Source organism: Psychrosphaera algicola, assembly GCF_028401425.1.
In the GTDB taxonomy this organism is placed as follows: Bacteria; Pseudomonadota; Gammaproteobacteria; order Enterobacterales; family Alteromonadaceae; genus Psychrosphaera; species Psychrosphaera algicola.
Genome location: NZ_JAQOMS010000002.1, coordinates 2,870,887 through 2,890,930, shown reverse-complemented (window position 1 = coordinate 2,890,930; position 20,044 = coordinate 2,870,887). Strand labels below are relative to the sequence as shown.

General features: G+C 41.4%; 27 protein-coding genes and 6 pseudogenes. 22 read left to right on the top strand and 11 right to left on the bottom strand.

All coding sequences use genetic code 11. The features are described from left to right. The first annotated feature begins 197 nt into the window (after positions 1-197). From PN838_RS15850 to PN838_RS15820, 8 genes and pseudogenes are all read left to right on the top strand, one after another. Positions 198-419, top strand: a complete 222-nt coding sequence (locus PN838_RS15850; RefSeq protein WP_272181278.1) for a hypothetical protein — start codon at positions 198-200, stop codon at positions 417-419. Continuing rightward, positions 395-943 (top strand): M20/M25/M40 family metallo-hydrolase, encoded by a 549-nt coding sequence (locus PN838_RS15845; RefSeq protein WP_334313526.1) that lies wholly within the window; start codon positions 395-397, stop codon positions 941-943. Before PN838_RS15850 ends, PN838_RS15845 begins: the two co-directional genes overlap by 25 nt. Further along, positions 931-999 (top strand): annotated as a pseudogene (locus PN838_RS27455) (hypothetical protein); the annotation flags it as partial. The gene PN838_RS15845 and the pseudogene PN838_RS27455, both read left to right, overlap by 13 nt. Positions 1,000-1,059: 60 nt before the next feature. Next, positions 1,060-1,434, top strand: a complete 375-nt coding sequence (locus PN838_RS15840; RefSeq protein ID WP_272181277.1) for a M20/M25/M40 family metallo-hydrolase — start codon at positions 1,060-1,062, stop codon at positions 1,432-1,434. Between the two features lie 154 nt (positions 1,435-1,588). Continuing rightward, positions 1,589-2,068: a hypothetical protein gene (locus PN838_RS15835; protein ID WP_272181276.1), complete on the top strand. Its 480-nt coding sequence runs from the start codon at positions 1,589-1,591 to the stop codon at positions 2,066-2,068. A gap of 53 nt (positions 2,069-2,121) precedes the next feature. Next, entirely contained in the window at positions 2,122-2,301 is a 180-nt protein-coding gene (locus PN838_RS15830) for a hypothetical protein (RefSeq protein WP_272181275.1), read from the top strand. A gap of 71 nt (positions 2,302-2,372) precedes the next feature. Then, positions 2,373-2,948: a methyl-accepting chemotaxis protein gene (locus PN838_RS15825; protein WP_272181274.1), complete on the top strand. Its 576-nt coding sequence runs from the start codon at positions 2,373-2,375 to the stop codon at positions 2,946-2,948. Further along, entirely contained in the window at positions 2,942-3,526 is a 585-nt protein-coding gene (locus PN838_RS15820) for a methyl-accepting chemotaxis protein (RefSeq protein WP_272181273.1), read from the top strand. The genes PN838_RS15825 and PN838_RS15820 overlap by 7 nt, the downstream gene beginning before the upstream one ends. A gap of 26 nt (positions 3,527-3,552) precedes the next feature. On the opposite strand, the gene PN838_RS15815 is transcribed toward PN838_RS15820, so the two are convergent. The 4 genes from PN838_RS15815 to PN838_RS15800 are packed head-to-tail and all read right to left on the bottom strand — an operon-like array spanning position 3,553 to position 4,659. Continuing rightward, the gene (locus PN838_RS15815) at positions 3,553-3,738 is read right to left on the bottom strand and encodes a hypothetical protein (RefSeq protein ID WP_272181272.1); all 186 of its coding nucleotides are present in this window, start codon (positions 3,736-3,738) and stop codon (positions 3,553-3,555) included. Between the two features lie 38 nt (positions 3,739-3,776). After that, positions 3,777-4,034 (bottom strand): hypothetical protein, encoded by a 258-nt coding sequence (locus tag PN838_RS15810; protein ID WP_272181271.1) that lies wholly within the window; start codon positions 4,032-4,034, stop codon positions 3,777-3,779. Between the two features lie 30 nt (positions 4,035-4,064). Continuing rightward, on the bottom strand, positions 4,065-4,520 hold the full coding sequence (locus PN838_RS15805; protein ID WP_272181270.1) for an HPP family protein: 456 nt from the start codon (positions 4,518-4,520) through the stop codon (positions 4,065-4,067). Continuing rightward, entirely contained in the window at positions 4,513-4,659 is a 147-nt protein-coding gene (locus PN838_RS15800; protein WP_272181269.1) for a hypothetical protein, read from the bottom strand. Before PN838_RS15800 ends, PN838_RS15805 begins: the two co-directional genes overlap by 8 nt. Before the next feature lie 97 nt (positions 4,660-4,756). Between PN838_RS15800 and PN838_RS15795 the strand changes: the two genes are divergently transcribed. Beyond that, positions 4,757-5,026, top strand: a complete 270-nt coding sequence (locus PN838_RS15795; RefSeq protein ID WP_272181268.1) for a LysR family transcriptional regulator — start codon at positions 4,757-4,759, stop codon at positions 5,024-5,026. Continuing rightward, positions 4,986-5,603 carry a substrate-binding domain-containing protein gene (locus PN838_RS15790; RefSeq protein WP_272181267.1) on the top strand — a complete coding sequence of 206 codons (618 nt, stop codon included), beginning with the start codon at positions 4,986-4,988 and terminating at the stop codon, positions 5,601-5,603. The genes PN838_RS15795 and PN838_RS15790 overlap by 41 nt, the downstream gene beginning before the upstream one ends. Positions 5,604-5,646: 43 nt before the next feature. Here PN838_RS15790 and PN838_RS15785 read toward each other — a convergent pair whose 3' ends face one another. Beyond that, positions 5,647-6,198, bottom strand: a complete 552-nt coding sequence (locus PN838_RS15785) for a GGDEF domain-containing protein (protein ID WP_272181266.1) — start codon at positions 6,196-6,198, stop codon at positions 5,647-5,649. Positions 6,199-6,216: 18 nt separating this feature from the next. Further along, complete coding sequence (locus tag PN838_RS15780; protein ID WP_272181265.1) at positions 6,217-7,410, bottom strand: EAL domain-containing protein; 1,194 nt, start codon at positions 7,408-7,410, stop codon at positions 6,217-6,219. Between the two features lie 251 nt (positions 7,411-7,661). On the opposite strand from PN838_RS15780, the gene PN838_RS15775 reads away from it, so the two are divergent. The 10 genes and pseudogenes from PN838_RS15775 (at position 7,662) to PN838_RS15730 (ending at position 14,754) form a co-directional block, all read left to right on the top strand. Beyond that, positions 7,662-8,429: a DUF3450 domain-containing protein gene (locus PN838_RS15775; RefSeq protein WP_215961895.1), complete on the top strand. Its 768-nt coding sequence runs from the start codon at positions 7,662-7,664 to the stop codon at positions 8,427-8,429. Positions 8,430-8,460: 31 nt separating this feature from the next. After that, complete coding sequence (locus tag PN838_RS15770) at positions 8,461-9,876, top strand: MotA/TolQ/ExbB proton channel family protein (RefSeq protein ID WP_272181264.1); 1,416 nt, start codon at positions 8,461-8,463, stop codon at positions 9,874-9,876. Between the two features lie 10 nt (positions 9,877-9,886). Then, positions 9,887-10,419 (top strand): annotated as a pseudogene (locus PN838_RS15765) (MotA/TolQ/ExbB proton channel family protein). Between the two features lie 19 nt (positions 10,420-10,438). Beyond that, positions 10,439-10,848: pseudogene (locus tag PN838_RS15760) on the top strand (ExbD/TolR family protein). Positions 10,849-10,856: 8 nt separating this feature from the next. Then, positions 10,857-11,467 (top strand): annotated as a pseudogene (locus tag PN838_RS15755) (energy transducer TonB). Positions 11,468-11,480: 13 nt separating this feature from the next. Then, positions 11,481-11,639, top strand: a complete 159-nt coding sequence (locus tag PN838_RS15750) for a hypothetical protein (protein WP_272181263.1) — start codon at positions 11,481-11,483, stop codon at positions 11,637-11,639. Between the two features lie 20 nt (positions 11,640-11,659). After that, positions 11,660-12,784, top strand: coding sequence for a tetratricopeptide repeat protein (locus PN838_RS15745; protein ID WP_272181262.1), 1,125 nt, complete (start codon positions 11,660-11,662; stop codon positions 12,782-12,784). 169 nt (positions 12,785-12,953) lie between these two features. Then, positions 12,954-13,982: a hydrolase gene (locus PN838_RS15740; protein WP_272181261.1), complete on the top strand. Its 1,029-nt coding sequence runs from the start codon at positions 12,954-12,956 to the stop codon at positions 13,980-13,982. Continuing rightward, a complete protein-coding gene (locus PN838_RS15735; RefSeq protein ID WP_215961890.1) occupies positions 13,979-14,200 on the top strand; it encodes a YheU family protein in 222 nt (73 codons plus the stop codon). The genes PN838_RS15740 and PN838_RS15735 overlap by 4 nt, the downstream gene beginning before the upstream one ends. A 131-nt stretch (positions 14,201-14,331) precedes the next feature. Next, positions 14,332-14,754, top strand: coding sequence for a GNAT family N-acetyltransferase (locus tag PN838_RS15730; protein ID WP_272181260.1), 423 nt, complete (start codon positions 14,332-14,334; stop codon positions 14,752-14,754). 107 nt (positions 14,755-14,861) lie between these two features. Here PN838_RS15730 and PN838_RS15725 read toward each other — a convergent pair whose 3' ends face one another. The 3 genes from PN838_RS15725 to PN838_RS15715 all read right to left on the bottom strand — a co-directional run bounded on the left by PN838_RS15725 (position 14,862) and on the right by PN838_RS15715 (position 17,017). Then, on the bottom strand, positions 14,862-15,473 hold the full coding sequence (locus PN838_RS15725) for a hypothetical protein (protein WP_272181259.1): 612 nt from the start codon (positions 15,471-15,473) through the stop codon (positions 14,862-14,864). Further along, positions 15,448-15,993 (bottom strand): alpha/beta hydrolase, encoded by a 546-nt coding sequence (locus tag PN838_RS15720; protein ID WP_272181258.1) that lies wholly within the window; start codon positions 15,991-15,993, stop codon positions 15,448-15,450. Before PN838_RS15720 ends, PN838_RS15725 begins: the two co-directional genes overlap by 26 nt. 280 nt (positions 15,994-16,273) lie before the next feature. Further along, on the bottom strand, positions 16,274-17,017 hold the full coding sequence (locus PN838_RS15715; protein ID WP_272181257.1) for a helix-turn-helix domain-containing protein: 744 nt from the start codon (positions 17,015-17,017) through the stop codon (positions 16,274-16,276). A 156-nt stretch (positions 17,018-17,173) separates the two neighbouring features. On the opposite strand from PN838_RS15715, the gene PN838_RS15710 reads away from it, so the two are divergent. Together PN838_RS15710 and PN838_RS15705 are read left to right on the top strand one after the other, a co-directional pair. Continuing rightward, entirely contained in the window at positions 17,174-17,515 is a 342-nt protein-coding gene (locus tag PN838_RS15710) for a hypothetical protein (protein ID WP_272181256.1), read from the top strand. Between the two features lie 79 nt (positions 17,516-17,594). Beyond that, positions 17,595-18,431 (top strand): DUF2145 domain-containing protein, encoded by an 837-nt coding sequence (locus PN838_RS15705; RefSeq protein WP_252736871.1) that lies wholly within the window; start codon positions 17,595-17,597, stop codon positions 18,429-18,431. An 83-nt stretch (positions 18,432-18,514) separates the two neighbouring features. On the opposite strand, the pseudogene cysQ reads toward PN838_RS15705, so the two are convergent. Then, positions 18,515-19,345, bottom strand: a pseudogene (cysQ, locus tag PN838_RS15700) (3'(2'),5'-bisphosphate nucleotidase CysQ). 84 nt (positions 19,346-19,429) lie between these two features. After that, positions 19,430-20,027: pseudogene (gene nudE / locus PN838_RS15695) on the bottom strand (ADP compounds hydrolase NudE). Positions 20,028-20,044: the final 17 nt, after the last annotated feature.

Here is a 20,044-nt window from a genome sequence, read left to right as displayed (position 1 = left end):
AATTTATGCCTTGGTTTTTAACAAAATCATCCATCATTGACGCGTTATCTTGCAGTAGATGTTTATTCATATTCGGCTGAAATACGGGACATTAACGCCTGTCACTGAGATGTCATAATTCATTCATTTAAAGATAACAATATTGTCATGTTGACAGGGTTAAATAGCACCAATTGTTACAGATATGTAAAAGAATTATGCAAACTCAAACCGTTATGGATCAACCTAAGTTTGATCTGGACCAGACAATGGAACATTTAGTCCAACTTATTCACCGCCCATCCATCACGCCAAATGATGCTGGCTGTCAGCAATACTTGTCACGTGTGTTCCAAAGGCTCGGCATGCAATGCCATGCTTTTGAAGTCGAGGGGTTTCTAACCTTGTTGCCAAGATTGGTAAAGGCAAAACACGCATAGCCTTTGCAGGACACACTGACGTGGTTCCGGCCCCATATCCTGAACAGTGGTCGGCGGATCCGTTCACATTAACGGACGTAGACGGTCTGCTGATCGGACGCGGTGTTGCAGATATGAAAGGCGGAATCGCAGCCATGTTAACTGCATTTGAACATGCCTTGCCTCATATTAATCTCGACGATTTCACATTTTACTTCTTGATCACTTCTGATGAAGAAGGCGAAGCTGAATTCGGGACTGCTGAAATCATGGAGTATTTAAAGCAACGAGATGAAGTACCACATTACTGCATCATCGGCGAACCGAGCAGTCAAAGTAAAGTGGGCGACGTGATAAAAGTCGGCCGTCGCGGCTCTGTCTCAGGCGAGGTTGTGATCCAAGGCGTACAAGGCCATGTTGCTTATCCTCAGGACGCTAATAACGCAGCGCACAAAGCGATGATGTTAGGTCGTTGGTTGAGTGAACTGTCGTGGGATGAAGGCAGCAAAGACTTCCTGGTAGTCAGTTACAAATCACTAGCATAGACACAGGAACATGGACAGATAACATCATTCCGGGTCAATGCACGCTACGATTTAATGTACGGTACAGCCACAAACAATCCCAAGAGCAAATCATTAAGCGCATTACAGATGGCTTAATGCAACTAAAGCAATTGACTAAAAACATTGATATTAAGTGGTCTCGGCCTTGCAAACCTTACTTTACCAGCGGCAGTAGTATCGTTGATGAAGCAAGCCAAAATATCAATATTCCTACTCATATTGCGCCGCAGGATATCGATCTAATCGCAGAAGTAGAACGGGCTATTTTTAACGAACTTAAGCTATTTCCGCGCCTTTCAATGTCTGGTGGTACATCAGATGGTCGCTTTATCGCTGCGGCGGGTTGCCAAGTGGTTGAGCTCGGATTACCCAATCATTCCATCCACAAAACAGACGAACACGTTAAAAAACATGACTTGCATGAACTCACCAAAGTTTATAAGTCGGTTTTGTTACAAATATTAGCCTAATTACGTAATTGCTTTGGTCGTAAGTTGCGACCAAAGCCTTATTTCCCTAAAACTCAGCATTAATACTAGTTTGCGGATTTATCCTACAATGTCATTTAACTGACACATTTCTAAAATAGTATGTCGCCATATTTTCTTAGATTTGTGTTTTTAAATGAGAATTTCAACCATAGTTCGTACCAGTTCGTTCACCATCTTTACTGTCGTTTTAGCATTAACCTTAATCCTGTTCTGGGCTAAACAAAGATTGGTGCAAGCGGATGTTAACGACTCGAGCTACCGTCAAGTTTATCAAGACATTAACATTCGGCTTTATCGCACGATACAAATGTACTTAAATTCAGGTGATGCGCTCTTACTGAGCGATGCGGACTCGTTTGTAGAACAAATAAAAACTCAAATAAAAACCGAAAATTTCGATCTTGAGACGACTAAGCTATTAACCTCTGAACTTTCCAATATTCAACAGAAAATGGCTGGAAAATACCGTGCACTCGGTAAGTTAGGCGGCAATGAAAATGCACTGCTCGATAATGCAGAAAGAGAATTATTTGGTGCTGCAGATAGCTTGGCCGATTACGCCAGTCTAAATTTTGACAATGACCCTAAAGTCGCAAAAAACTACTGCACCTAGCTTCTTCGTTTTTATATGAGTCGCAGCAGTTATCCCATTATCGCTTGTTTTTTGTGGCATCCGGTGATGACGCTTTTAAATTAAATATCGACAGATCGCTCGCCAATTTAACGCAATTGAATAACGAACTGTCAAACATCGGCCTTTTAGGCGTATTTGCCGAATCAGAAGACGACGGCTTAGACTTTTTGATGATGACGATGACAAAACTGACATCGCGGAAGAGTTTATAAGCACGCTCAGAAGCGTTGTAAATCGCTACCCAAAAGAGCTCCAAAATACGACTAAGACCATAGATAACCGCTTGTTGTCGCTAGCCGAAATTAAAACCGACATAAATAAGCTTGAGCAAATAACTGAACAAGTTGCTATCCACATAACTCAGCAAAAGCAAAACACTTATCAGTTTGTCACGGTTCTAACTACTATCATGATGTTGGCAACGACCTTGATTGTTGGTGGTAATTACCTTGTCCAACATACCTTAGTATTGAAACCGCTAAGAGCGCTACGAGATGCGTTTGATAAGTTGGTAAATACGGGTGAAATGGTGGCGATTAATAGCGATGCAAATTCTGAATTTGGTGAAATTGCCCGTTCATTTGACCAATTGCTAACGATGCAAAAGCAAGAAGCAGAACAAAAGTCTGAACAAATGGTTGTTGTTTCAGATGCGCTAAACTCACTAATAGAGCAAACCGAAGAAATTGCACAGGCAACAGACGAAACCGGAAATAAGGTTTCTGAAACGCAAGCCGTTTTAGCTAATTTGTCGCATATCAACAATCGATTAAACGAACTCGCCAAAGATGTTGAACAAAACGCCCAAGACACTTCAAAGGCAATGGTTATAGGCCGCGAGGGGCTGACCAAATGTTAGCTGCAAGCCAATCTACGGCACAACAAGTCAAAACCAGCTACGCTAAGTTAGAGCAACTCATCAATAGTATTGTTAGCGTGCAAGAGGTTATGGATGTGATCAAAAACATCGCTGGCCAAACTAACTTGCTGGCGCTTAACGCTGCAATTGAATCTGCCAGAGCCGGCGAACATGGTCGCGGATTCTCGGTTGTTGCCGACGAAGTAAGAAAGCTCGCAATGAAAACCCAAGAATCACTCGACAACACAAGTGATATCCTGAATGAGTTAACTGCCCATAGTGACCACCTACAACATAATTTCCAGCAAATATCGACGGCCGCAGAGCAACAAACACATATTGCTCAGTCATTAATTGAAACTACTGACGAAGTGCGCCACAAAGCGCAAACATCTTCGGATGTTGCCGAGCAAACCTTAAGTTGTGCGCAACAACAACAAAATGACTTTAATGAGTTCGAGCGGTTAATGTCTCAAGTAACAGAAACCGTTACCACAGCCAAGCAACAAGTCGTTCAGGTGCAGGGGTCGGTGACGGAACAAGCCAATAAGATAACCGCCACGTTTTTGAATAAATAAGGCAACAAGAAGCTAATGAAGTTGCCTCAAGAAACGGCTTTTAATCGTTGTTTCTTGAGCCATGCGTTATGTTCAAATTCAACCTCGTATTTTGCCCAGCGTTTAAACTCTGTTAAATGACAACGGTTTATTGGTTCAGCTTTGTTGGTCGCTGATCGATAGACCACATCTGTTTTGGTCACCCGAATGACTTCTCGAACATCCCACGCCATGCCCAGACCGGCGTTGCTATAAAAACAAGCTGGGGTAATTAAAATGTCATCTCCACCTGGGCATGTTTCGCATGCTCCAAAGCCAGCTCACAAATGGTGATTAACTCATCGGTGCTAACATCCACAAACGAGTCGAGCTGCAGTAGCGCTGCATTAAAATCTTCGTGACTAAGATGTTGTTTATTATCTGGCACTTCCGCGTGATGAAACGTTAAATAAGCTGGGTAGCGACGCCAATGAAACAAGTTGTTAAACACGACTGCAAATAACACTAATACGCCGATGTTAATCAACACAACGCTAACAAAATCCCACAGAACAAAACCCTAGGCACTGTGAGCAGTCAACACAATATACAAGGCTGTTGCGCCACCGGGCGGGTGAAGGCACTTTGATATGTACATTGAAAACACCGCTAGCCCGACCGCAAGTGCACTTGCCAGTTGTACATCAGGCACAATACTAAAAGCTAAAAAGCCACACCCTGTGGAAATAAGATGACCGCCAAATACGCTCCATGGTTGCGATAATGCGCCGTGGGGTAACGCAAAAATAAGCACTGAAGTTGCGCCCATTGCCGTTAGTAAAATAGATGAGTAATCGCTGGGCAAATAGATTTGAGATAAGACAAAGCAGAAATAGATCCCAAAAGTTGCCCCGACCCCAGAAATGAGTTTTTCAGCAAATGTGGTTTTACTGCTTTCAAAGCCTATGAGCTTTAAAAAAGTTGCGTAAACTTGAGGCGAGTTAACTCTACGATTTGATTTTTGAGACTCAGCCATTATGCCGTAACCAAAATACAAAACGGTTTAATGCCAAATATGACTTCATCAAAGGGATAACAAACATCGTTGTTTTTATCCCACCACAATTAAAACGACCTTCGTTCCAATCCTGCTTCGATATAACAAACGTTCTCAAAACATGCTCCAAATTTGCAATTGGAGGAGACTAAAAGATGCAAATGTGTTTGTATAACGAATATTAAACATCTTTAATATGAAAAATATTGATACTAATGGATATTTCACTCGCCAAGACATTTTTAGCGATCATGGGCACAGGCACTTTTATCGAGGCCGCTCAGAAACTCAATATCACTCAAACCGCTGTTACATCAAGGGTTAGGAGTTTGGAAGCGCAACTTTGTTGCACCTTATTTGTTCGCAATCGTTCCGGTGCCAAGCTTACCCGGGAAGGTGAGGTATTTGCTAAATACGCATTGGCTTTAGTGCAAACCTGGGAAAATGCCCGAAGCACAATTACGACTGCCGATAAACCTGAGTGAATCTGTACACATTGGTGCCGATATAAGCTTGTGGAATCCTATTGTCGTAAACTGGCTAAACCAACTCACACACCAACACCCGTCGATAACAGCGCACACTGAAGTGGCGGCGACCGAAAAATTAGTTGAACAACTGCAACTTGGAAACTTAGACGCCATAGTTGTGCATCAACCAAACTATTATTCGGGCCTGACGGTAGAACAAGTCGCCGAAGAAAAATTAGTGCATGTACGTTCAACTGAGTCGGCATTACCCAATCTATTTATCGACTGGGGCGCCGATTTTAAAAACAAGTTTGACGCCGCCCTGCCCGTTCCTCGCCAAGCTGCACTGAGCTTTAATTTAGGGCCACTTGCATTAAAATTTATGTTAAGCCGCGGTGGCAATGGTTACTTTAGAACTCGGGTTGTTGAAACCTATTTACGTTCCGGTCAATTAGAAATGGTTCCTAACTCACCGGAGTTTTCATATCCGATTTATGTGATTTATCGGGCTGGTCAAACAACGAGCACATTAAAAAATGTTATCAGCAGCTTAAAAATCAGCCTAGACACTGATGAACCTTGGGTGATGTAAAGCCATAACCCACTGGCATTTAACAGTTTACTAAAGCTACTGCCTATGCCGTTCTTACCTCTGTCGTTTGCAAATAGACAATGCCAGAGGAAACCTGTTTCGACTGTTTTTTGGCTTCTGATGCTAACAACGACACTTCATGGTGGGTATCCATAAGTTCAACATCCGGACTTATAACACCACAGGATAAATCTAATAGAGGAAAACGTCGTTCGTTACCTTCGCGGTCTTTTGCCATATAGCCGCGCTGGATCAAATGCTCGGGTTGAAAATAATGACTTATCCGCTGATTAAAACATTCTAAAACGTTAAGACAGTGCTCTTTACAATCGCCGGACTGAAAAATAACGACAAAATCGTCGCCTCCGACATGACCAACAAAATGCTCTCGGCAGATTTCCGACAAAATATCGGCAACCAGCTTAATGACGTTGTCTCCTGCGGCGTACCCATAAATGTCATTAAAGGGTTTGAAATAATCTAAATCAAAGTACGCCATGGAAAAAGGAATATTGTAGCTCAGTAAATGGTTGATACGTTGCTGGATAACCACATTGCTAAGGCAACATTGTGAGCGGGTTGGCGTGTTGCGCATGTTTGATTTTTTCCTCCGTCATTTTTTTAACAAGGACCTAACATTAGCCAAGCCAACATATTTGCCTTTGTTTACTACAATAAATTCAGGACGTTTATCAAACTCGTCGTTATCGGTAATGTACTTACTGATCTCATCTATTGGCGAGCCAATTTCAACCGAAAACATTACTGGATTCATCACCATGTCGATGTCTTTGCGTTCGTATAATGCGCGACCAAAATCGCTTGAAAATAACTCAGCCAGTTGATCACGATATACTAAACCAATTGGTTGGTTGTACTCGTCTACGACTGCAACACAAAGTTGGTTATCGTCACTTTTAAAAGTGTTATAAACTTCGATGCATTTACGGTCAGCTTTGACAGGCATAACGGGTTTAACTAGGTTACCTATTTCAAATTGCTCAGTATCAAACCCTGTGACTTCTGTTTTCCCAACAACACATTGTATTAACTGGCTTGGGAATGTACTCTGCGGTGAAACATTCGGTTTAGCTAATAAGAAGCCCTGTGCGTATTGCATGCCTAAGTTTTTTAACAGTATATATTCATCATGCTGTTCAATACCTTCAGCAATAATACTCACCCCTGTCGCTTTACCCATTTCAAAAATGGTTCGTAATAATTCGCGCTTAACAATGTTGTTATGGCAATCACTAATAAAGTACCTGTCAATCTTGACTATATCTGGGCGTAGCTCTGCCCACTGTTTTAATCCAGAGTGGCCAGTTCCTAAATCGTCTATCGCAATTTGCAGTCCCATGTTCCGATAATGCTGCAAACTGTCTTTTAATAAAGACGGATCAGTAGCTTCAAAACGCTCTGTAACTTCAATCACTAACTTTTCAGGTTTGATCCCAAATTGCTGAAGTAACTTTATGGTTTCGCCATGGGGATGTGACTTTTGTTCAATTGTATGCGGGCTTACATTAATAAATAGTTTGCCAGCAAGTTCCAATTCAGCAAATCGTTTAAATGCGAGTCTGCGGCATAAAAGCTCTAACTCGGACAATAGTCCAAATGCATGAGCCACTTCAAACAATACATTAGGAAACTGCAGTGGATGAGAAACAGGGCCGCGCGTTAATGCTTCATAACCCATTGGTTCTTGGCCAATAACGTCAAATATCGGCTGAAAAACAATTTGCAGGTTTTGCTCATTTATCAATTCCTGCAACAGTAATTTATATTCTTTTGGATACATCATCATTACTTAACTCAGCCGTAACCTGTTTTTCATATAAATTTTATATGATGACCAGTACGGTCTGATACTTCTCTATTGACCAACGGAATGGCGCTAAGTTAAATGTATTAGATGATCAAAATGTGACAAGACGGCATTTTTATTTCGTTGTCACAATTCCACAACCTTTGTCACATAGCTTTAATATTTGTGTAGCAGAACTGACACATTACCTATCTAGAATGACGCTCATTGTTTCTATGGGGTCATATTTAATGAAAAAATTTGCAACACACTTAGTCAGCTCAGCAATTATTGCTGCATGCGTTATTACGCCTAGCCTAGCTGAGGCAGACGAACTTCAACCTGTGATTGAAAAGAGCAGTGAAATCACTGCATCTGCTTCAACGTCACAGGCTAAAATTGATAAATTAACAGAACAAACACAATCGAAATTTCAGCAGTATCAAACTGTAAATAAAGAAATCGAAGGTTTGGACGTTTACAACAATCAACTACAGAAGCAAATCAACAATCAGTTAGCTGAGATGAAAAAGCTCAACTTAGATATTGACCAAGTTTCTGTTATTGAACGCCAAATCACGCCTTTGATGATCCGCATGATTGACGGGTTAGCGCAGTTTGTAGAATTAGACGTGCCGTTTTTACCTGAAGAACGCGCAAACCGAATTTCCGGCTTAAACACTATGATGGAACGCGCAGACGTTGCTGTTTCTGAAAAATTTCGCCGCGTATTAGAAGCTTACCAAGTTGAAGTTGCCTACGGACGTTCAATCGAAGCCTACGCCGGCATCATCGATGTGAATGGTCAACAACGCGATGTTGATTTTTTACGTATCGGGCGTGTTGCTCTTATGTATCAAACTCGTGATGGTTCAGTTGCAGGACGTTGGGATAACGAAACTCAATCTTGGCAAAACCTTGGCGATGACTATCGCATGCACATTACTAAAGGACTGCGTATGGCGAAAAAACAACTCGCCCCAGACCTGTTAGTTATGCCAATCAAAGCCGCGCCATAAGCCCAGACACTGAATTTAAAGGTTAACAAAAATGATTAAGTTTATTAAACCCGCTTTAACAGCAATCATCGCAACTGGTTTTGCATGTTCAGTGTTTGCGGCCGACGAAGCCAAACCACTTAACTTAGACGAGTTATTACAACGTTTAGAGCAAGGTCAACTTGCTCAGTCACAGGAAAATAAAAGCCGTGAGCAACGTTTCCTATCTCAAAAAACAGAACAAGTTAAATTGCTTAACGAGTCAACTACACGTCGTAACAATGCGATTAAAACTTCTGAGAAGTTAGAAACACAATTCGAAAACAACGAATTTAAATTAGCTGACTTATCAGAAGCGTTAAACAAACGCATGGGTTCTTTAAAAGAACTGTTTGGCGTTTTACAACAAGTCTCTGGTGATACAGCAGGCAAATTTAAATTATCTAACGTGTCGGCTCAATATCCAGGCCGTGATGTGTTCTTCGAAGAACTAGCCCAAAGCATGGGCGGCAGCTCTAACTTAGCGTCAATTGCAGAAATCGAGCAAGTTTGGTTCGAACTACAGCGTGAAATGACAGAACAAGGCAAAGTAGCTCGTTTTACAACAGACGTTGTAGAAGCCAACGGCAACAAAGTAAATAAAGAAGTTCTGCGCATTGGTTCATTTTCACTTGTCGCCGACGGTAAATACTTAGATTTAAACCCAACAACGGGCACTGTTGCCGAGCTGATTCGTCAACCTTCTGGTCGTTTTTTAGATAACGCTCAGGAGCTTCAAACATCGACTAATGACGTTGTTCCATTTGCCCTAGACCCTACAGGTGGTTCAATTTTAGGTCTACTAGTACAAGCACCAAACACACAAGAACGTGTTGAACAGGGCGGTACAGTTGGTTACATCATTATCGTTGTCGGTATTATCGCTTTCTTAATTGCCTTTGAACGTTTTGTCGCTCTTACCATTATCGGTCAAAAAGTGAAACGTCAGCTGAAATCTAAAGAACTCAGCGACAACAACCCATTAGGCCGCGTCCTAAAAGTAAATCAACAATTCCCTAACGTAGCCTACGAGACGCTAGAACTTAAACTTTCTGAAGCCATGCTCAGAGAAATGCCAAAGATTACGCGTAACTTAACCTTGATCAAGATTGTATCGGTTGTTGCACCGCTACTTGGTCTACTTGGTACGGTTACCGGGATGATTAAGACGTTCCAAGCAATTACATTGTTTGGTGCCGGTGACCCGAAACTTATGGCAGGTGGTATTTCTACAGCCCTAATGACAACCGTTTTAGGTCTAGTTGTAGCCATTCCAACGGTAGTGTTATCGAGCATGTTAAATACACGCAGCAAAAACATTTTGTTCACTATTCAAGAACAAAGCGCAGGCATTATTGCAGAGCGTGCTGAAGAACAACTTGGCCGTCGCCAAGAAATTAAAAAAGCCAACGCTAGTCAAGTAGCGTAAGGAGACCGGCGTGTTGTTTTTCACAGAAGGTTTAGAGGCCATCAGAGAGTTTTTAGACTCCGGCGGCATCATATTAAGCGCCATTGCTGTGATGATATTTGTAATGTGGTTAATGATTTTGGAAAGATTGATTTATGGCTTCACTGGTCATAAAAAATGAAAAAATCATTAATCAGCAACTGGCAAGCGCGTGCAGAGCGCGCTTCTTGGAATGCTGAGCAAATTCGTCAGGCATTTGTCGCAAGAGCAAAATTAAAACTCGATCAAAACTTAACGTTAATCACAACGTTTGTTGCACTTTGCCCGTTAATGGGACTACTCGGAACCGTAACGGGGATGATTGAAGTGTTTGATGTTATGGCAATCAGTGGCGGCGGTAACGTTCGCTCGATGGCCGGTGGAGTATCAAAAGCGACGATCCCAACAATGGCTGGCATGGTTGGCGCGCTTTCAGGCGTATTTGCAAATAGTTATTTACAACGAAAAGCAAAACGTGAAATCGAAATATTAGAAGACTCGTTAGAGTTGGAAATCCAACACTAACCAAGTTTAAGGAAACATCATGAGAGCGCCATTAGCGAACTTACTTGCAGAAGAAGAAAACGAAGCAATCGATTTAACCCCTATGTTAGACGTTGTTTTTATCATGCTGATCTTTTTATCGTCACCGCATCGTTTGTTAAAGAAGCGGGTATTGACGTCAACCGCCCTGAAGCCGCAACTGCAGTTAAGAAAGAACGAGCAAATATCCTGGTCGCAATTTCAGATAAAGGCGAAATTTGGATAAACAAACGTCGTGTTGATATCCGTGCAGTACAAGCCAACATCGAGCGTTTGAAAGCTGAGAACCCTCAGGGGTCAGTTGTTATTCAAGCTGATAAAAAGTCGACGACAGATACATTAATTAAAGTTATGGATGCGTCACGTGCCGCTGGTGCGTTTGATGTTTCCATCGCAGCACAAGACCAATAGGTATTACTATGTTGCAACGCCTTATTATTGCCTTCGCCATCGCAGCCGTTATCACTTTAGGTTTGTTATTTGGCATGCAGGCCCTTATCAAATCAGGTGGTTCGGCTTTAACTGAGCCGGCCTAGGGTAATGTTCTTGATTTTGTTAGGCTCAAACAGGAAGAGTCCGTTCAGAAAAAGAACGTAAACCGAAAAAACCACCAACTCCGGAAGAGCCGCCTCCGCCAATGGAACAGCCGCAAATGTCGCCGCAAACAGCAGATGCCAACCAATCTAGTTTTGATTTTGGCGCTGATATTTCTGCCGACATTTCACTCGATGGCGGCCTTGCACTAGAGTCTGGGGACGGCGAATATTTACCTATCGTAAAAGTTGCACCTGTGTACCCAAGACGTGCATTACAGCGCGGTATTGAGGGTTACGTTATTGTTGAGTTTACCGTAGACAAAACCGGTGCGGTCAGGCGTCCAATCGTAATTGAAGCACAGCCTGAAGGCTTGTTTGACCGAGCAGCAATGGACGCTGCACTTAAATTCAAATACAAACCTCGTGTCGTAAACGGTGAAGCAACTGAAGTTTCTGGGGTTCAAAACCGCATTACGTTTGAAATGAACGGTTAGTAGGAAATTGAAAATGAAAAACTGGTTATCTTATTCCATTATTGCGAGCAGCATTTTGCTCTCGACAGGCTTGACGGACATCTTGCCAAACATCCAAGTTGCAAGCGCGTTTGCTGCTGACAAAAGCACAGATAGTAGCGTTGAAAAAAGCGCCGTAGAACCCCCGCTTTAGGCGCTCGTGTTTATAGTCAATTGGCCCGGGCACAGGAGTTGGCTGACAAAGGCAATGTGGCTGAAGGCTTAGAAGTTCTAGACCAAGTTAAATCAAAATCATCGAGCCTTAACAGCTACGAAAAAGCCATGATGTTTAATTTTTATGGTTTTATCTATTACAACGCTGAACGCGTAGATGAAGCACTTGCGTCATTTGAACAAGTTGTGAAACAAAACCCGATCCCAGAGTCATTAGAAAAAGGCACTCTGTTCTCTTTATCACAACTTGCAATGGCTAGCGGCAAGTACGACAAGACTCTGCAATATCTTGAGCAATGGGAACAAGTTGATGGCGGTAAGATCCCAGTTAAAAACTATGTCCTAAAAGCACAGGCAACTTATCAACAAAAAGATTACAGCGCGGCAGCAGGTTATATCGACCAAGCAATTGAGTTACAAGTCGCCGATGGGTTTTTAGCAGAAGAAAGTTGGTACGTATTGCAACGTGCCGTTTATTTTGAACTGAAACAACCGGCAAAAGTAGCAGCCGTTTTAGAAAACATGGTGCGTTTATTTAACAAGCCTGAATACTGGTTACAACTCGGTGGTATGTACGGTGAAATCGGTGAAGAAGGCAAGCAACTTGCGGTATTAGAAGCGGCTTTCCAGCAAGGATATGTCACTAAACGTTCTGATTTAAGAAATTTATCGCAGGTATATTATTTAAATGGACTGCCGTTTAAAGCCGCTCAGGTTATCGAAAAAGGATTTGAACTTGGCGCGCTAAACAAAGATGACAAAACATTGAGCTTCTTAGCGCAGTCATATGTCGGTGCAAAAGAATACGACAAAGCCGTAGCGACTTATCAAACATTGGCGGATATCTCTGATACCGGTGTGGCGAGTCAGCAGATTGCTGAGATCCGATTACAACAAGGTCGTTTTGAAGAAACCGTGGTCGCAGCAAAGGCCGCAGCTAAAAGAGGTAAATTGGACAACCTAAGTAATCTCTATTTAGCCCTTGGAATGGCAAATTTTAACTTAAAGCAATTTGACCAAGCATTGCAGGCATTTGAACAGGCTAAAGCGTATAAAAATGCAAAAAAATGGCTCAGCAATGGCTTAAATTTGTCGAACGTGAACAAAACAATGCACGTCAATTAGCGGCAAGTTTGTAATTTTTATACTCCACAATTAGCGTTTTAAAGACGGCGGGCTGATACTTCATCAGCTCGCCGTTTTATTTCATCAAAAATTGTCACAACAAGTGGCTTTCTCAAGCTTGAAAAACCTGTACTTAGACCTCAGATCTACACATTACTTTGAGGGGTCTATGTCAATAAATTCACTAACAAAACAGTCGGACTTACAGATTAAGTCGAAATTCAAACCTGCTTGGTGGCTCAAAAATCGTCATTTGCAAACAATCGTACCGAGATTATATCCGGTCCCTTGTGATTTTAGAGTTTGGCATAATCAGTTTGACCTCTCCGATGGCGACTTTGTGGAAATATCATGGAGCCGACATACCAATGATATTGAACCAGAGCAACCCATCGTTTTGGTTCTCCACGGTTTAGAAGGCTCCATAGACAGCTTTTATGCAAAGCGCATGATGAATGCGTTGTACAATAACAAGTGGACCTCAGTGTTAATGCACTTCCGTGGTTGCGGCAACCAAACAAATCGTAAAGCGCAAACGTACCATTCTGGCCAAACGACTGATGTCGCCGAATTTATTCAATACTTAAAACAGCGATTTCCGAACAATCCAATTTATGCTGTCGGTTTTTCACTTGGTGGTAATGTATTAACTAAATATGTTGGTGAAAACGAAAACAGCCTCCTTGAAGGTGCAGTGGTAATTTCAGCACCGCTTGACCTCGCTATCTGTGCAGACGCTATCGGACATGGTTTTGCGACCGTTTACGAGAAGTATTTAGTGGATAAACTGGTTAACAGTACCTGTAAAAAAATCGACTATTTACAAGACTCGTTTCCAATTAAATTGAAAATCGACGATGTAAAAAACATTAAAACCTTAGTTGAGTTTGATGAAAAAATAACGGCGCCACTTAATGGTTTTGAAAGTGGTCTAGATTATTATCAAAAAGCGAGTGGCAACCAGTTTCTAAAAAGCTGTCAAACGCGGACATTAATAATTCATGCTGAAGACGATCCATTTATGACCAAAGAGGTTATCCCAACAACAGATATGTTGTCTGACTACGTAACGTTAGAAGTGAGCCATCACGGTGGGCACGTTGGATTTTTAGCGGGCAACAACCCGTTCAACCCAGAATTTTGGGCAGAAACACGAACTGTCGAATTTATTCAATCACTCATAGCGACACCTAAATGATCATCCCATGGCAAAACCTCAGTGACGACGCACTCGATGGAATTATAGAATCTTTTGTACTGCGTGAAGGCACCGATTATGGCGAACAGGAAAAGTCATTTGCAGCTAAAAAACAGGATGTTTTAAACCAGATAAAATCAGAGTCTATCGTTATAGTATTTTCGGAATTACATGAATCCATTAATTTAATGCAAGCAGACACGTTTAAAGCCGAATAAACTTACATAAAAAGCTGTAAGACACTGCCATAACATACAGTAGATAAATCTTGATACTAAAGGCGATTAAATGAAGTTGATACCACCTACTCAAGATCATTTGGCCATACTAATGACCATAGTTTCCGACAATGGAGGCACTTACCTTATGGTCTGGTCCCAACTTTAGAATCCCGTTTACCACAGACAGTTTTGTCGAAGATTTAAAACTAGATTCAATCGCAAGCTATAGCTTAATTCAGGATAAAAAATTTATTGGTTTTGGTCAGTATTACGAGCGTTTAGGGCATATTCATTTGGCGCGACTAATTATCAATCCACAGTTCCGCGGCAGAGGCCATATCAATGCTCTCGTTAACGGCCTCATTGCCCTAGGCAAAGATAAATTAGCATTAGACAAGGCGTCGTTATTTGTCATGACAGATAACCCACCAGCGGTATCAGCGTACCAAAAGCTGGGATTTGCTCATACGGTATACCCTGAATCAATGCCGATGGTGAATATTCACTACATGACTAAATCGATTAATGCCCATATAGAAAAAACCATCTAATTCATATGAACGGTCGGGGGTATGTTTAAATCAGCAACTCTGACCCCGCTGGTCCGTGCTATCGATCCTTTGATATCCCGATCAGCGACACTGACCCCATTGGTTTTCTAATTTTCTAAAGCGGCTTTGACAAAGTCATTCATTTTATCTGCCATATGGTCAAAATACGGGTTAAACGTTAAGCGTCTAAGCACCGGGTTTTGATCTAAATTAGCAGAGGTGATTTCACCAATAGGCGCTACCGGCATGGTTTTACAAGCATTATAAGTTTCGTCACCAAAATGATGCTCACAGTATTTGTAGTTACCGTTCAAACCATAATGGGGATTTTTAGGTGAGTTAGGTACGCCATTGTGGGAAATGCCTAGCACCTTGCTGCACAATAACTGTGGACCACACTCTGGGATATGGATATTGACGCTTTGGCTGACATTATCGAGCTTTTTCCAATGACCGTAATAAATCAAGGTATCTTCGTTTTGAGTCGTTCTGGTATTGGCCTTATGCCATTTATTTAAAATAGCCAAAGTCCGTTTAGTATCTATAGTTTGGTCAACTTCGCTGGCAACGACAAAAAGTGGTACATCTGGAATAAATTTAATTTCTTTACCGTCGCCATTAATGCGTTTCATTAATTTATGTACTTGAGCGGCTGCATTAAAAGGAAACGACTCGTATTTTGCAAAGTCGATGTCAGCGCCCGTATTGATATAATCCAAATAGGGGACGTAATCTATGTACTTTGCAGCTACAGGCAAAATCTGAATTAGCTTTACTTGCGGGTGACCACATCATCACACCTTTAATTTGGGCGAGTTCCGTACTAGTCCATTTTGTGTGGATTAATTGATCAATGATTAATGCACCACCAGTAGAAAACCCACCTAAGATCACATTATCAAAATCGCTTAACATTTGCTTCATGGCGTACTGGGTCGCCTGTCGCCATTCTCTCTCAGATACCTTGATAAGCGCCTCTGGTGCAGTGCCATGTCCTAGTAGCAATAAGGTTCGAACTGTAAGCCCCATTTTGTGGTATTCAAAAGCTAAATCATGAAATAAATAAGGTGAGTCAGTAAGACCATGAATAAGTAAGACACCCGTTTTTGCCGCCGTAATATCTGTTGTTGGTTCGGCGTCTAATTGAAATGGCGCAACAAGATCGGCGACGAGTTGCAGGTCTTGGTCTAGGTCAGGATATAGGAGTTGACTTGTTGTGGTTTGGATTGGGCACAACATTTCGCCTTTCGGATTATTTAATACAATTTGGTTGCGGGCAAATTTGAGATATTCGGAATAAGGACGATTGCCTTTAAAATCAAACTTAAGCTTTTGAGGCGAAATTTTAAGTCGGCGTAGCTCTCCACTCTCTTCAAGTTGCTCGATTAAATTAATATCATCATTAATTGTTTCGCAATTTAAGTTTGTTGGTAAACTTTTAGCGCTAACTCCTGGAAGGTGCTCAACAAAATAGCCATAACAATGGCCATCATAGAAATCCTAGCTAACATGCTTTTCCTTAATTTATTATTTTTCTTCTAAACTGTTCAAAAAGAGACGGTTCCCAAGGGCGCATGGCAAACAATAACCCCATATGTTTCCGCTTGTCTAACGGCAATGTTGCATCTTCTTGATTTAATATCGCCGCTTCTTTTGTTAATAGATTTAGTTTTCGTTTAATCACATCCACAGATGACTGAGAATAACGCCCTCTTAAGTAAAAACGAAAACTATCATCGTCGTCAAACTTGCTGGCCATAAAGCGACTTAACACTTCTTTTTCCATAAAGGATTCTAAAGGGCCGTGTTTTATCCAGCGAAAATCCTGTGCGATTAACAATTTATAATGATTATTTGGCAACAATTGGATCAGTTTAATTTTATCCAGTTTAGCCATTAATCTTATGCATTCAAACTTATCTATTTCGTAGTGACTGATGATTTCATCAAAGCTCCAACCGTCACGTACGCATACAGCAACTAGCAACAATTTTGGGTTATCAATTAATTCCTGCTCTTGCTCCAATGAAAGCTGACTTAGAGTTTGCTGTTGTTTGTCTGACAATACAAACAAATCCGACAGATTTATATCAATAAAGTTGCAAATTTGCTCCAGCCGGTCCAATGAAAAACTGCGGTTTGCAAAAATACGTTTGATATTTGCCTCACTCATCGACAAATGTTCAGCAATCTCTCTATACGTTAAGTTTTTTTGCTTAAGCAAAACCTTCAATGTTTCGGTTACTTGCAATATTTGACTCACGAATACCACCCAAAAGTATAGTTTTACAATACTTTAAGTCACTTAATCTTATACATCAAGCAACTTGGTTTACAACTTTAATACGACTGCTTACATTGAACTCGCTTTCAACAAGTCATTAACAAAATTTTTATCCAATAAACAAGGAAAGACCAAATGAATATTAAAACTACTTTAATCACTATTTTATTTGCATCGTTGAGCACAACAGCTTTCGCCAAAGGACCATCTGAAAATGGCAGTGCCGCCAGTAAACATTCTGTGTTAGCCGTAGGTCATGCTACTGCTTCAGGTGCCCAGGTAGCCAGTGCCGTAGTTGCCGTTCCCCTTCTAGCAGTAGGTAGTGTTGGATCTGTTGCGTTAGCTGCTGGCGAATCGCTGATGGACAATGTTTCTGCCGCTAAACCTCAGGCTGTGGATAGAACAAAACCTCTGGAAATCACTGAGATCACAATCACAGTTGAACGCAATCCAGCAGAACAAATTAAGCAACAATAAATCCTGTCACACTTCCGATTCTCATTTTGAACAGTTGAACTAACGATATGGGTGCTAAGCACCCGACAAGGAATACAACATGAACATGAAAATTCGCCAACTTTTGCAAGCTTCAATAATGACGCTCGTGCTTTTAATGTCATCACCTTTTGTCCAGGCAGGAAGCCAACAAGGCAAACCGGCGGTGCATAAATCGGAAGATATAATCTCTTTTGCCAAGCAAGTTGAAAAATTTGCCGCCAAAAAACACGCTCGAGCTTTTATATTATCTCGCTTAGGGCAAGCTCAAAGCAGTCTACCTAACGGCATTGAGTTTACCCACACGGCGATTGCCATTTATTCAGAGATCAGCTTAGACGATGGAACAAAGGCAAATGGGTATGCTATTTATAATCTTTATCAAAACGCAGGTGATGCAAAACGCAGCCAGATAGTCATGGACTATCCCGCCGATTTTTTCTGGGGAGTTCACGAACTAAAGTCAGGGATTATTATTCCGTCGGAAGAAATACAAACTCGATTAATTCAAGCAATACAGAAAAATTATCACGTAACATTGCACAACCCCAAATACTCGTTAATCGCGAATCCGTTTAACAACAAATATCAAAATTGCACGGAACATACATTAAACGTACTTAACGCGGCAATTTATCAAACGGACGATATGAAGGTCGTAAAACAAAGCATCAAAAATTACTTTGAACCGCAACGCCTTAAAATATCACCACTTAAATTAGCTCTAGGCAATTTATTTGTAGATGGGGTTAGAACGTCAGATCACGGTAGAAAAAAGCAGACGACGACATTTACAACCATAGGCAATTATTTAACTGAGTTTGGTCTTGAAGACGGTAGATACACGTTAGTTTTTAATAAAGCGACTGGGTCATTATTAGAGACTAAGCATATATAGGTTTATGATTCAAAAACAAAAACGCTCAATCTAATATTGAGCGTTTTTTGTATTAAGAAGATTTTTGCGGTTAGCACTACTTATTAATCTCTCCGAGATACATGCGGGACAATAACGCTAGTCCAATCGAACTTTGAATCTGATGTCACCATAAAATCAGGGTTTAAGAATGACTCACGTAAGTTATACGTTAATTCACCAAATTCTGAGTCGATAATACAACCACCCGCTTCTTCTACGATAATTTGTGGCGCACCGGTATCCCATTCACCCGTTGGCCCAACTCGAATATAAATATCGGCGGTACCTTCAGCAACTAAACATGACTTAAGCGCACAACTGCCTAACGACACAAATTCAATTGGAATATCTGGCTTAATGTACTTTGTAATCGTATCGAGCGTTTGGACTCGGCTGATCGCAACGCGTAAATAAGGTTCTTCACGATTTATCGGTTTGGCTTTGATTTTCTGGCTTTCACCATTTTGAATTTTGAATGTGCCATGACCTTTACATGCCCAATATGTTGTTTTTGTCACAGGCACATGAACCACACCCAATACCGGCTGGCCATTTTTTATCAGAGCAATATTTACCGCAAAGTCTGAGCGACCGGCTACAAATTCCTAGGTGCCGTCTAAGGGATCGACTAGCCAATAAAGCTGCCAGTCTTTTCGGTCTTTTAAAGCAAGGTGCTCAGTTTCTTCTGACATAATAGGGATGTCAGGCGTCAACGTTGTAAGCGCCGCCATGACAATTTCATTGGCAGCGTAGTCGGCACTTGTTACTGGTGACTCATCATCTTTACTAAATTCTTCAAAGTCGCCTTTAACAAAAAAGTCCATAATAGCTTCGCCTGCAGAAGTAGCGATGTCGATAGATAGATGAGCTAGCTGGGGTAAGGTAAATTCCAATTTATTGTCCTGAACAATTGCGTCAATTTAAAAGTAGCCGATAACTTGTATATTATCACGCATAAACTTGAATTCTATATTGCACTAAGGTCTAACCTTAGTTAAAAATTGTCTTGCTAAGAACAAAGCTGTCACGCTTCGAGCTTCAGAGAAATCTTCTCTATCCATTAATTCATCGCTGTCCTGCAGTTGCCAGTGTGACAAAACAAGCGGTTCTGGCTCATCGCTAAGACAGCGTTTCTGGATATAAATCAAACGCAATAAAGATATGCATTTCTGAATTAAAGTAACTTGGAGCTATCGAAAGGGTTTTCAATTTAACTAAGCGTTTTGCACCAAACCCGATTTCTTCTTTCAATTCTCGGTTAGCAGCTTCTTCTGGTGTTTCCCTAGGGTCGATTAATCCTTTTGGAAAACCAAGTTCGTAACTGTGAATGCCCGCGGCATATTCACTGACTAAAATAAACTGCTCCTCGTTCACCATAGGGACAACCATCACAGCACCGCGTCCCGAGCTTTTCATTCGCTCGTAGAACCGATGTTCCCCGTTACTAAAAGTGAGTTCAACTTGTTCGATTTTAAATAATCGACTTTCCGCCACCAGTTTTGTTTCGTGCACATGAGGCAAGGTTAGTGAGCCTAGTTGTGTTGTCGATTTATTTTCAAATGTCTTACCTGACATCGTTTGCCTTCTGCTAC

Bases quoted from the DNA above. Each gene is read 5' to 3' on its own strand.
- PN838_RS15850 (WP_272181278.1), top strand. From the start codon at position 198: ATGCAAACTCAAACCGTTATGGATCAACCTAAGTTTGATCTGGACCAG.
- PN838_RS15840 (WP_272181277.1), top strand. From the start codon at position 1,060: ATGCAACTAAAGCAATTGACTAAAAACATTGATATTAAGTGGTCTCGG.
- PN838_RS15835 (WP_272181276.1), top strand. From the start codon at position 1,589: ATGAGAATTTCAACCATAGTTCGTACCAGTTCGTTCACCATCTTTACT.
- PN838_RS15820 (WP_272181273.1), top strand. From the start codon at position 2,942: ATGTTAGCTGCAAGCCAATCTACGGCACAACAAGTCAAAACCAGCTAC.
- PN838_RS15815 (WP_272181272.1), bottom strand. From the start codon at position 3,738: ATGGCGTGGGATGTTCGAGAAGTCATTCGGGTGACCAAAACAGATGTG.
- PN838_RS15805 (WP_272181270.1), bottom strand. From the start codon at position 4,520: ATGGCTGAGTCTCAAAAATCAAATCGTAGAGTTAACTCGCCTCAAGTT.
- PN838_RS15795 (WP_272181268.1), top strand. From the start codon at position 4,757: ATGGATATTTCACTCGCCAAGACATTTTTAGCGATCATGGGCACAGGC.
- PN838_RS15790 (WP_272181267.1), top strand. From the start codon at position 4,986: ATGCCCGAAGCACAATTACGACTGCCGATAAACCTGAGTGAATCTGTA.
- PN838_RS15785 (WP_272181266.1), bottom strand. From the start codon at position 6,198: ATGCGCAACACGCCAACCCGCTCACAATGTTGCCTTAGCAATGTGGTT.
- PN838_RS15780 (WP_272181265.1), bottom strand. From the start codon at position 7,410: ATGATGATGTATCCAAAAGAATATAAATTACTGTTGCAGGAATTGATA.
- PN838_RS15775 (WP_215961895.1), top strand. From the start codon at position 7,662: ATGAAAAAATTTGCAACACACTTAGTCAGCTCAGCAATTATTGCTGCA.
- PN838_RS15770 (WP_272181264.1), top strand. From the start codon at position 8,461: ATGATTAAGTTTATTAAACCCGCTTTAACAGCAATCATCGCAACTGGT.
- PN838_RS15750 (WP_272181263.1), top strand. From the start codon at position 11,481: ATGAAAAACTGGTTATCTTATTCCATTATTGCGAGCAGCATTTTGCTC.
- PN838_RS15740 (WP_272181261.1), top strand. From the start codon at position 12,954: ATGTCAATAAATTCACTAACAAAACAGTCGGACTTACAGATTAAGTCG.
- PN838_RS15735 (WP_215961890.1), top strand. From the start codon at position 13,979: ATGATCATCCCATGGCAAAACCTCAGTGACGACGCACTCGATGGAATT.
- PN838_RS15730 (WP_272181260.1), top strand. From the start codon at position 14,332: ATGGAGGCACTTACCTTATGGTCTGGTCCCAACTTTAGAATCCCGTTT.
- PN838_RS15720 (WP_272181258.1), bottom strand. From the start codon at position 15,993: ATGTTGTGCCCAATCCAAACCACAACAAGTCAACTCCTATATCCTGAC.
- PN838_RS15710 (WP_272181256.1), top strand. From the start codon at position 17,174: ATGAATATTAAAACTACTTTAATCACTATTTTATTTGCATCGTTGAGC.
- PN838_RS15705 (WP_252736871.1), top strand. From the start codon at position 17,595: ATGAACATGAAAATTCGCCAACTTTTGCAAGCTTCAATAATGACGCTC.